Genomic DNA, 10,333 nt, shown 5'->3' on the forward strand with positions numbered 1-10,333 from the left:
CCACCGCACCCGCGACCGGATGATCGACGTGCATCATACCATCCTGCCGCTCACCGCCCGTCCCAAGCCCGATGCCGCCGCGCTGATCGCTGACGCCCAACTGATAGCCGACGGGTTATATATGCTCTCGGCCGAAGACCGCGTCTGCCACGCCGCCGCGCATATGCTGGCTGACGGTGATCTGCAGGGCGGGTTACGCAACCTGTGGGACATATATGGCCTGCTTACCGAATGCGATCCGAGCCTGTTGGACCAGCGCGCCGCCCACCACGGCCTGCGCGCCCATGTGCAGCAGGCGCGGCGCCTGGCGCTGGCCCTCTATGGCGACGGCGCGCGCCTGACCCTGTGGGACCACCTCGTCCGCGCCCGCCTCCTCGCCCGCGACGGCTGGGGTCGTGAAACCCGTAAGGCCCTGGTCTTCGCCTTCTTCCTCCGCTCCCACTGGCTCCGCATGCCCCCCCTGATGCTCGCCCGCCACCTCTGGACCAAATGGCGCAAAGGCCACCGACCCACATGAAATGTTGGCTGTTCCGTTCGCCCTGAGCCTGTCGAAGGGCCTTGCTTGTCTCCGCTCTACCGACATAGTATGTGTATAATTCTCTAATCGGATACACATCATGCGCACCAATATCGTAATTGACGACGAACTCATGGCGCGGGCCATGCACGCGACCGGCATCAAGACCAAGAAAGAGGCCGTGGAACAGGGGCTGCGCACCCTGCTGCGCCTGAGCGAGCAAGCGGAATTGCGGTCGTTGCGCGGCGCGATCGAATGGGACGGTGATCTTGACGTCCAGCGCTGCGACGGATGATCCTCGTCGATAGCAGCGTCTGGATCGACTATTTTCGCGGTATCGCGACGCCCCAGGCCGACCGTCTCGACAGTCTGTTGGGACGGGAACCCTTGCTGGTCGGCGATCTCATTCTCGCTGAAATATTACAGGGCATCAGTGCTGACCGGGAGTTCGACCGCGTTCGCCGCCTGCTCCTGACCATGGATGTGATCGTCATCGGCGGAGCGGAGGTGGCGATCGATGCTGCTCGGCACTTCCGCCACCTCCGCGCATTGGGCATCACTGTCCGCAAGACGATCGATACGCTGATCGCCACCCGATGCATCCGCGACGGCCATGCGCTGCTTTTCAGCGACCGTGATTTCGACCCTTTCGTTACGCATCTGGGACTGAGGACCGCGATGGCCTAGAAGCAGGATGCGCTGCTAAGCCGCCATTCCCCTATTTCTCCTTCAATATATCCAGCGCCAGCACCGTCATGGCTTCGCTCGCCGAGGCGATCACCTTATCGGCCTGCGGTGCCCAGAAGGGGCTGTGCAGCGACGGCAGCGTCGCCTGTCCCGCGGCGGCCGCGGCCATCTTGTCGGCGGGCACGCCGCCGACCCAGAAGATGAAGCTGTTGATGCTCTTGTCCGCGCGATAGAAGCGGCCGAAATCCTCACCGCCCATCACCGCCGGGGTCTTGACCACCCGATCATCGGCGAAATGGGCTTTCAGCACGCCTGCCATCTGTTCGGCAAATTCGGGCGGGTTGAACGTCGACGGGGTGAACTCGTCCTTCACGCTTACTACCGGCATCCGGTTGTCGGGGATGCCCGCCGCGATCGCCTCGCCGCGCGCGATCCGTTCGATCCCCTTGATCAGCTTCTCGCGCGTCTCGTCCGAATAGCTGCGGATGGTCAGCAGCAGCTTGGCTTCGTCGGGGATGATATTATGCTTCGCCCCGGCCTGGAAACTGCCGACCGTCACCACGGCGGGGTCTTGCGGCTCCTGCTCACGGCTCACCAACGTCTGCAGCGACCCCACGATCCGCGATCCCAACACGATCGGATCCTTGGTCGTTTGCGGATAGGCCCCATGGCCGCCGACGCCCTTTACGAGGATGTCCACGCTGTCGACATTGGCCAGCGCAAAGCCCGGCGTATAGCCGATCTTGCCCGCCTCCAGATTGGCGGCATCATGGAAAGCGATGGCATGGGTCGGCCGGGGGAAGCGCGTGTAAAGCCCGTCCTCCAGCATCAGTCGCGCCCCGCGCCCGACTTCCTCGGCGGGCTGGAGGATCATGACCAGCGTGCCTTTCCAGTCATCCTTGCGCGCCGCGAGCAGCTTGGCGGTCTGGATGAAGGCGGTCATATGCGTGTCGTGGCCGCAGGCGTGCATCACGCCTGTCTCGACGCCTTCGGGCGTCTTGGTGCGGACCTTGGACGCGAACTCCAGCCCCGTCTGTTCGACCACCGGCAGGCCGTCCATGTCGGCGCGGATCAACAGTACCGGGCCGGACCCATTCTTCATCACCGCCACGACGCCGGTGCCGCCGACCTTCTCGGTCACGTCATACTTCATCGCCTTCAACCGCTTGGCGAGCTTGGCGGCGGTGTTGACTTCCTTTTCCGACAGTTCGGGGTTGGCATGCAGGTCGCGATAGAGCGCCATCAGCCCGTCCATATCCTTGGCGATCGCCGCGCCGATCTCGCTTTGTACGGGCGGCGCTGCGGCGACGGGGGTGTCCGCGGTTTGGGCGGTGGCGATGGACGAAAAGCTGACGGCGGCCATGATGGCCGTAAGCGCGTGGCGCATGCTGATATGTCTCCCTTGGATCGGGGGAGCATAAGCCTATTTTGCGCCGGTTAAAAAGGGGCTGTTTCCTCGCCGCCCTTGTAAACTTGCGCATAAGAGACTATTTCACATGTGAAAGGAACGATCCGTCGCACGACGCGGCCCGATGATCGTCCTCCCTGCGGCACTACCTTATTTTGGCCCTGCCGCCACGAACGCCCCATTCCTCGCATTAGGAGCCTGATCCATGGCCCAGACATCGGCATTCTGCCTCACCCAGCAGTCGCTCCACATCGCCCGTTCGCAGTCGGAAACCCTGCCCAACACCCGCCGGATCGCGCTTGCCGCTGCCGATGCCTGGGGCAAGGAAGCGACGCTCGCCGCCAATGCCGAACGCCGCCGCGCGACCCGCACGGTCGCGAGCGAAGATGAAGCGATCGTCGCGGAATTTCAGGCTGAAGACGAAGCAGCCGCGCGCGCGGCCGGCTGACCTTTTCCCCTAATCGAAGGAATGGACGATGGCCAAGAGCCAGAAGAAATCGAACAAGGAAGTGCGCAAACCCAAGGCGGAAAAACCGCCCAAGGCCAATGCGTCCAACCCATCCAGCAAGCCAGCGCCGGTCGGTATCGTGACGTTGAAGAGCTGATCGATGACGACGCAAACACCTGACGCCGCCGCCACGCCAACGCCCGCGCGCACCGCGCCCGGCCGACGCTTCACGCCCCGCAACGCCGTGCGCCTCGCACCGGATGCGGCGGAACGGCAGGGCCGCGTCACGCGCCTTGCCATCGAGGCGCTAGGCGCTTCCGCTGCGATCCTGTTCCTCAACAGCGAACATGACGGCCTGTCCGACCGACCACTCCCGCTGGCGACTGCCAGCGAAGATGGCCTGCAATCGGTGCTGCGCCTGCTGGAGCCAGCGGCCGCCTGAACGAACCGGTGACGGCGCTTTATTGCGCCGTCCAACCCCCATCGATGCTCATATTCGCGCCGGTGATGTTCGCGGCGGCGTCGCTGCACAGGAACAGCGCCATGGCCGCGACCTGTTCCACCGTCACAAATTCCTTGGTCGGCTGTCCCGCCAGCAGCACGTCGTTCATGACCTGCTCGCGCGTCATGCTGCGCGCTTTCATCGTGTCGGGAATCTGGTTCTCTACCAGCGGCGTCCAGACATAGCCGGGCGAAATGCAGTTGGCGGTGATCCCGAACGTCGCGACTTCCAACGCGACCGTCTTGGTGAAGCCCGCAAGGCCATGCTTGGCAGTGACATAAGCGCTCTTGAACGGTGACGCCGCCTTGCTGTGCGCCGATGCCGTCTGGATGATGCGCCCCCATTTCTTCGACTTCATATAGGGCACGGCCAGCCTGGTCGTGTGAAAGGCGCTGGTCAGGTTGAGCGCGATGATCAGGTTCCACTTGTCGACCGGGAAATCCTCGACCGGCGACACATGCTGCGTACCGGCATTGTTGATCAGGATGTCGACCCCGCCAAAGGCCTCGGCCGCGTGCGCCATCATCGCCTCGATCTCGTCCGCCTTGGTCAGGTCATGGCCGCTATAGAGCGCCTTGGCACCGCTCAGCGCCTCTAGCCCCAGCCGCTCCTTCTCGATCGCATCGGCATCGCCAAAGCCGTTGATGACGACATTCGCGCCTTCGCCCGCCAGCACCTTGGCATAAGCGAGGCCAATGCCCGACGTCGAACCCGTGATGAGAGCGGTCTTGCCCACCAGTGACTTGCTCATGCCTTTTTCTCCTTGAGATGATCGGGGGCGTCGAGATCAAAGGTCGAACTCTTGCCGTTCAGGATGTTGCGCGCGATCAAATCGCCCTTGTGCATCACTTCCTCCACGGCATCGCGACCCTGCGCCCAATGGTCGAGCATGGTCGAGCGCGAAAATTCAAAGTCCTTCGCCCCGCTTTCCCAATCGCGCGTGCGGTAGATGAGGTGGACGATGTTGACCGACCCGACATCGAGGATATCGCGCAACTTCTGCGCTTCTGGTTCGCCCTGCAAGGCGGGCGGCAGCTTGTCGAGCAACGCCTTGATCGCGCCATGCTCGCGCCGCAGCCGCAGATATTGGTCGGTAACCTGGCGGGTGCGGCTGGAAAACTGGATGTCCTTCGCCCGCGAATAGACGTCGGTCATGTGGCGCGGCATCGGCCCTTCGGCGGGGAAGAGGTCGACCTGGAACACCAGCATGTCGTCGGTCTGGTGATCAAGCACGTGGGCGAGCGGCGTGTTCGACACGATGCCCCCGTCCCAATACCAGCGCCCGTCAATCTCGATCGGCGGCAGGCCAGGGGGCAGCGCGCCCGATGCCATGATGTGCCGCGCGTCGATCCGCGTATTGCCGCCGGGGCCGCGCGTATCCCAATAGGCGAAATTGCCGGTCTCGACATCGACCGCGCCGACCGACAACCGCACCGGGCCGTCGTTGAGCAGATCCCAATTGACGCAGGCGTCCAGCGTCTCCTTGAGCGGTGCGCTGTCGTAGAAGCTGATCGCACCGGGCGTGCCTTCCGGCATCAGGGTGGCGGGCCACAGGCGGGGGCGGAACATGCCCGGCACGCCGAAACTGGCTACCGTGCCGGCAGCGAGCAGATGCATCGCTTCGCGAATCTGGTCGATTTCGGGCAGGATGATGTTGGGCATGCCGCCCGACACCGTATACCAGAATTTCTTAAGGCGGCTGATCCGGCGATGCGGCTCGTTGCCCGCGATGATTGCCGCATTGATCGCGCCGATCGAAATCCCCGCGACCCAGGTGACGTCCACACCCAGTTCGTCGAGTCGCTCATAGGCGCCGGACTGGAAGGAACCGAGCGCCCCGCCGCCTTGCAGCAACAGCGCGACTTCGCGGGGAAGGGGGAGCGGCGTACGCGCACGGCGCAGCGGCTTGGGGTGGATGGGGGGATCACTGTCAGCCATGTCGCACTGCAATATAGGGTTTAGGCCTCGCAATCCAACGCATAGTAGCAGGTAAATTATTCACCGCCTTGCAACCGCATGACCCTTGCGATGGTTTCCAGCCGCCAGGGAATCGCGTAGGCCGCGATGGATAGAGGGAGGGTATCATGCGGCTCGACGACGAACAGGAAAGCGGCAATTTCGAAGTGCAGGACGGCCGGGGCGGGGGCGGCGGCCTTGGCGGAGGCCTCGGCATGTTGTTGCCGCTGATCGGCAGTCGCTTTGGTTGCGGCGGCATCGCCGTGGTTTTGGTCATCATGGTGGTGATGGGCATGAACCCGCTCAGCATGATCGGCGGCGGTGGTGGTGGTGGCGGCCAGTCGGTGCAGACGGAACGCCCCGCGACGACCGAACTCACCGACATCCAGCGCACGTCGCTCAAGGTGCTGGGATCGACCGAGCGCCGCTGGGCCGACATCTTCAAGGCAGAGGGGCAGCAATATCCGCCACCCACCTTGGTCTTCTACACCCAGAACGGCCAGTCGGGCTGCGGCGCGGCACAATCGGCCATGGGGCCGTTCTACTGCCCGGCCGATCAGCGCATCTATATAGACACCGACTTCTTCAACGAGATGGAGAGCCGCTTCAACGCGCCGGGCGACTTCCCGATCGGCTATATCATCGCGCATGAAGTGGGCCATCATATCCAGACCATCACTGGCACCGCCGACAAGGTCCGCGCCGCCCAAAGCCGGGCCAGCGAGGCGGAGGGCAATGCGCTCCAGGTCAAGATGGAGTTGCAGGCCGATTGCTATGCCGGCGTATGGGCCGCGCGCGACACCAATTTGATGGAAGCGGGCGATCTGGAAGAGGGCATGCGCGCTGCCGAAGCGATCGGCGATGATACGCTGCAAAAAGCGGCCGGACGTCGTCCCGTGCCAGAGAGCTTTACGCATGGCAGCGGCGAACAGCGCATGGTCTGGCTACGCAAAGGCCTGTCGACCGGCGACCCCGCTCAGTGCGACACGTTCAGCGGCGCGATCTGACGGTCATTCCGCGTTGGGCGACCCCGGCGGCGCGGAACGGGACGAAAAGATCGGCCCGCTGGCTGTCGTGGGCATTTCGGCATTGGGCACGATCGCGGGTTGGCCTGCGCCCGGAAGCGGCTGCCCATAATCGGGCATCGCCGCGACGGGTGGCGCTTGGGGCATGACAATGGGAGGTGATGGCGGGACCGGCGTAACTGGCGCGGGGGTCGCCGCCGCCACGGCGCTTGTCTCCGCTGCAGGCTGCGGCTTGGGCACCACCGCTTCCACGATCATGACCAGCAAGGGCGCACCCAACAAGGTGGCGATGGCAAAGTTGCGATAGAGCATGGAGCCGTCCCAGATCCCGACGATAATGCAGTCTGCATTTAAGGATCAGAGGTAAAGAAACTGCTGCCCTACCAGGCAACGCGCCGTTTCAATGATGATCGAGCTTCTTGAGCAGTGCCATCATATCGTCGGGCAAACTGTCGCGCGGCGGGCTGTAGGTCTTGCGCAAGGCATTGCCGATCCCCTCATAAGGGGCGGGCAGCGCGACGGTGACGATCCGGCCTTTGTCGCCGTCGCCGCCCGTTGCCGATCGGCAAGCATATTTGCGCTGCATTTCCATAATCCATAGAACGGTCGTCGGGCCAAAAAGTTGCTGGCATTCGTCGCATGGTCACGCGATAGCCCGCGCAAAGACGGGAGAGAGTGCGTGACGGACTGGCCGCAGACACAAGCACGGATACGGGCACATTCGCCCTTTTTGGCGCGGGTGCTGGATCGCTTGCCGACCTTGGCCGATTGCCTCGCGACCGGGGATTTCGACGCCGCGCTGGCCATGGCCCATGCGGCAGGCAGCCCGCAGGACGGGGTGGCCCGATCGCTGCGGCGACGGCGCAACGCCATCGCCCTGACCGTCGCGGCCGCCGACCTGTCAGGGGCGTGGGATCTGGACCGGGTTACCCGCACCCTGTCCGACTTTGCCGACACCGCGCTGGAAGAGGCGCTCGCCGCCGCCATGCAGGAACGCTATCCCGACATGCCTCATCGCGGCTTCGTCGTGCTGGCGCTTGGCAAGCATGGCAGCCGCGAACTCAATTATTCCTCCGACATCGACCCCATTCTCCTCTACGATCCTGCGACCTTGCCGCATCGCGATCGCGAGGATGTTGCCGATGCCGCGGTGCGGATTGCGCGACGCATGACCGAATTGCTGAGCGCGCCCGATGGCGACGGCTATGTCTTTCGTGTCGATCTGCGGCTGCGCCCGTCGCCCGAAGCGACGCCGATCGCGCTGCCGGTGGAAGCGGCGATCGGCTATTATGAATCGATGGCGGTCGGCTGGGAACAGGCCGCCTTCATCCGTGCGCGTGCCGCGGCGGGCGACATGGAACTGGGCGACTATTTCCTGCGCCAGATCCGCCCCTTCGTGTGGCGGCGCAGCCTCGACTTCGGCGCGATCGATGCCATCGTCGATATCAGCCGCCGCATCCGCGACCATTATGCGCAGGGACAAGCGTTCGGCCTGGGCTATGATTTGAAGCGCGGACGCGGCGGCATCCGCGAGGTCGAATTTTTCGCGCAGGTGCATCAGTTGATCCATGGCGGGCGCAATCCCGCACTGCGGTCGGGCAACACGCGCGAAGCGCTTAGCGCACTGGCCGACGCGGGCGTAATCGAACCCGACGTCGCGGCGCGGCTCGATGCCGCTTACATCCTCCTGCGTACCATCGAGCATCGCCTCCAGATGGTTGACGACCTTCAGACGCACGAACTGCCCAAGAGCGACGCAGCGCTCGACAATGTTGCCCGGTTGCACGGCCTTGCAGATGGTCCGGCGCTGCTCGCCGTGCTGACCCCGCATGTCGAATGGGTCGGCCGCAATTATGACCGGCTGACCCCGCAGACCGACGACACATCGCTGTCCCATGACGAAGATCGGCTGAAGGGCCAGTTGCTCGCCATGGGCTTTGTCGATGCTGACACGCCGCTCGCCCGCATCGCCCGTTGGCGCGGGGGCACGATCCGCGCGCTGCGCAGCGGCCCCTCGCGCGAGGCGCTGGAAGCGCTGCTACCCGGCGTGATGCGCGCGATCGCCAAGGCACCCGATACCGCCCGCGCGCTCAACCGGCTCGACGACATGATTGCCCGGCTGCCCAGCGCCATCAATTTCTTTAAGCTGCTCGCCGCCCGGCCCGCTTTGGTCGAACTGCTTGCCGAGATATTGAGCCATGCGCCGACGCTGGCCGATGCGCTCGCCCGCCGGGTCGAACTGATCGACGGGCTGATCGACGCCACCGCCTTCGACCCGCCGCCCTCGGTTGAAGGGCTGACCGCCCAGCTTGGCGCGCTGGAGCCGGGCGAGGATTATCAGGCGCTGCTCGACCGGGTGCGCCAGCGGGTGGGCGATCGCCGCTTCGCGCTGGGGGTACAGATCATCCGTGGCGGGGATCCGCTCGAAGCCGCGCGCGGCTATGGCCGCGTGGCTGAGGCCGCGATCGAGACATTGGCTAATGCCACCATCACCGAGTTCGAATCCGCGCATGGTACGGTGCCGGGCGGCGAACTGGTCATATTGGCGCTGGGCCGGATGGGGGGCGGCCTGCTGACCCACGCCTCCGACCTTGATCTCATCTATCTCTTCACCGGCGATTTCCAGACCGAGTCCGATGGTGCCCGGCCGCTCGGCGCGACCCTCTATTTCAACCGCCTGGCCCAGCGCGTCACCAATGCGCTGTCAGTCCATACCGCCTCCGGCCCGCTCTATGAGGTCGATACAAGGCTGCGGCCATCGGGCGCGCAGGGGCTGCTGGCGGTCAGCTTCGACAGTTTCGCGAAATATGAGCGCGAAGCCGCCTGGACCTGGGAGCATCTCGCGCTCACCCGCGCCCGGCCTGTGTTCGGATCGCCCGAAGCTCACGCTGCGCTGGAGGCCATCCTCGCCGAGACATTGCATCGCCCCCGCGACTTCGATGAACTGGCGCGGCAGGCGGTGCAGATGCGGCGGGACATCGCCACCCACAAGCCGCCTGCCAGCGACCTCGACGTCAAGCTGGTGCCCGGTGGCCTGGTCGATCTCGAATTTCTAATCCACGTCTCGCAATTTCGTTACGGCATGGCGTTCGACCCGGATCTGGGCAAAGCGCTCGCGGACCTCGTCGCTGCGGGGCATCTGCCCGCCGATCTCATCGCCGCGCATGACCTCATTACCCGCTATCTCGTCGTCTCGCGTCTCGTCGCGCCCGGATCGACCGAACCGGCCGAAGCGACCCGTCCGCTCGTCGCGCGCGCCTGCGGGGCTGACCATTGGGACAGTCTGCTTGAAAGCTATGCGCAGGCGCGGCAAAGCGTCGGCCAGGCCTGGGCCGCGCTCGCCGCGCCCTATTCGGAGGATATATGATGCTGCAACAGGGCGACGCCATCCCCACGGGGACGATCAAGGATGCCGATGGCGTGGAGTTCACGCTGGACCGCTATGCAGGCAAGCCGCTCGTCGTCTATTTCTATCCCAAGGCGGACACGCCGGGCTGCACCAACGAAGCCAAGGATTTCACCGCGCTGGCCGACGAATTTGCGGCGGCGGGCGTCCCGGTCGTCGGCGTGTCGAAGGACAAGCCCGCCAAGCTGCGCAAATTCGCCGACAAATATGGCCTGTCGGTGATCCTGGCCTCCGACGAGGAAGGTACGCTGTGCGAAGCCTTCGGCACCTGGGTCGAAAAATCCATGTATGGCCGCTCTTATATGGGCATCGAGCGCGACACCTTCCTGTTCGACGCTGATGGCCGCCTGCAGCGTGTCTGGCTCAAGGTGAAGGTCAAGGGCC

Annotated in this window: 14 protein-coding genes; 9 read left to right on the forward strand and 5 right to left on the reverse strand. The window is 64.5% G+C overall.

What is annotated here, in order from left to right:
- The 3 genes from IL54_RS09195 to vapC form a co-directional block, all read left to right on the forward strand.
- Positions 1–517, forward strand: a 517-nt coding sequence (locus IL54_RS09195; RefSeq protein WP_162182242.1) for a nucleotidyltransferase family protein, incomplete at its 5' end; no start/stop codon positions are given.
- Positions 518–617: 100 nt separating this feature from the next.
- Complete coding sequence (locus IL54_RS09200) at positions 618–812, forward strand: type II toxin-antitoxin system VapB family antitoxin (RefSeq protein WP_037475014.1); 195 nt, start codon at positions 618–620, stop codon at positions 810–812.
- A complete protein-coding gene (gene vapC, locus IL54_RS09205) occupies positions 809–1,204 on the forward strand; it encodes a type II toxin-antitoxin system VapC family toxin (RefSeq protein WP_037475016.1) in 396 nt (131 codons plus the stop codon). The genes IL54_RS09200 and vapC overlap by 4 nt, the downstream gene beginning before the upstream one ends.
- Positions 1,205–1,235: 31 nt before the next feature.
- Here the strand turns inward: vapC and IL54_RS09210 are convergent, their stop codons facing one another.
- Complete coding sequence (locus IL54_RS09210; protein WP_037475019.1) at positions 1,236–2,591, reverse strand: amidohydrolase; 1,356 nt, start codon at positions 2,589–2,591, stop codon at positions 1,236–1,238.
- A gap of 226 nt (positions 2,592–2,817) precedes the next feature.
- On the opposite strand from IL54_RS09210, the gene IL54_RS09215 reads away from it, so the two are divergent.
- Genes IL54_RS09215 through IL54_RS09220 form a run of 3 tightly spaced genes read left to right on the forward strand, consistent with a single transcriptional unit; the run spans position 2,818 to position 3,502 of the window.
- Complete coding sequence (locus IL54_RS09215; protein ID WP_037475022.1) at positions 2,818–3,060, forward strand: hypothetical protein; 243 nt, start codon at positions 2,818–2,820, stop codon at positions 3,058–3,060.
- A gap of 28 nt (positions 3,061–3,088) precedes the next feature.
- Entirely contained in the window at positions 3,089–3,217 is a 129-nt protein-coding gene (locus IL54_RS25695; RefSeq protein WP_255245595.1) for a hypothetical protein, read from the forward strand.
- A gap of 3 nt (positions 3,218–3,220) precedes the next feature.
- Positions 3,221–3,502 (forward strand): hypothetical protein, encoded by a 282-nt coding sequence (locus IL54_RS09220; protein WP_037475024.1) that lies wholly within the window; start codon positions 3,221–3,223, stop codon positions 3,500–3,502.
- Positions 3,503–3,521: 19 nt separating this feature from the next.
- Here IL54_RS09220 and IL54_RS09225 read toward each other — a convergent pair whose 3' ends face one another.
- Complete coding sequence (locus tag IL54_RS09225) at positions 3,522–4,313, reverse strand: 3-hydroxybutyrate dehydrogenase (protein WP_037475027.1); 792 nt, start codon at positions 4,311–4,313, stop codon at positions 3,522–3,524.
- Positions 4,310–5,500 carry a patatin-like phospholipase family protein gene (locus tag IL54_RS09230; protein ID WP_037475030.1) on the reverse strand — a complete coding sequence of 397 codons (1,191 nt, stop codon included), beginning with the start codon at positions 5,498–5,500 and terminating at the stop codon, positions 4,310–4,312. Before IL54_RS09230 ends, IL54_RS09225 begins: the two co-directional genes overlap by 4 nt.
- Before the next feature lie 146 nt (positions 5,501–5,646).
- Between IL54_RS09230 and ypfJ the strand changes: the two genes are divergently transcribed.
- The gene (gene ypfJ / locus IL54_RS09235) at positions 5,647–6,525 is read left to right on the forward strand and encodes a KPN_02809 family neutral zinc metallopeptidase (protein ID WP_037475032.1); all 879 of its coding nucleotides are present in this window, start codon (positions 5,647–5,649) and stop codon (positions 6,523–6,525) included.
- A 3-nt stretch (positions 6,526–6,528) separates the two neighbouring features.
- Here ypfJ and IL54_RS09240 read toward each other — a convergent pair whose 3' ends face one another.
- Complete coding sequence (locus tag IL54_RS09240; RefSeq protein ID WP_037475035.1) at positions 6,529–6,855, reverse strand: hypothetical protein; 327 nt, start codon at positions 6,853–6,855, stop codon at positions 6,529–6,531.
- Positions 6,856–6,943: 88 nt separating this feature from the next.
- The gene (locus IL54_RS09245; RefSeq protein WP_333973896.1) at positions 6,944–7,129 is read right to left on the reverse strand and encodes a hypothetical protein; all 186 of its coding nucleotides are present in this window, start codon (positions 7,127–7,129) and stop codon (positions 6,944–6,946) included.
- 93 nt (positions 7,130–7,222) lie between these two features.
- On the opposite strand from IL54_RS09245, the gene IL54_RS09250 reads away from it, so the two are divergent.
- Entirely contained in the window at positions 7,223–9,910 is a 2,688-nt protein-coding gene (locus IL54_RS09250; protein ID WP_037475041.1) for a bifunctional [glutamine synthetase] adenylyltransferase/[glutamine synthetase]-adenylyl-L-tyrosine phosphorylase, read from the forward strand.
- On the forward strand, positions 9,910–10,333 hold a 424-nt coding region (locus IL54_RS09255; protein WP_156106284.1), incomplete at its 3' end, for a peroxiredoxin. The genes IL54_RS09250 and IL54_RS09255, both read left to right, overlap by 1 nt.

Source organism: Sphingobium sp. ba1 (assembly GCF_000743655.1).
Lineage (GTDB): Bacteria > Pseudomonadota > Alphaproteobacteria > Sphingomonadales > Sphingomonadaceae > Sphingobium.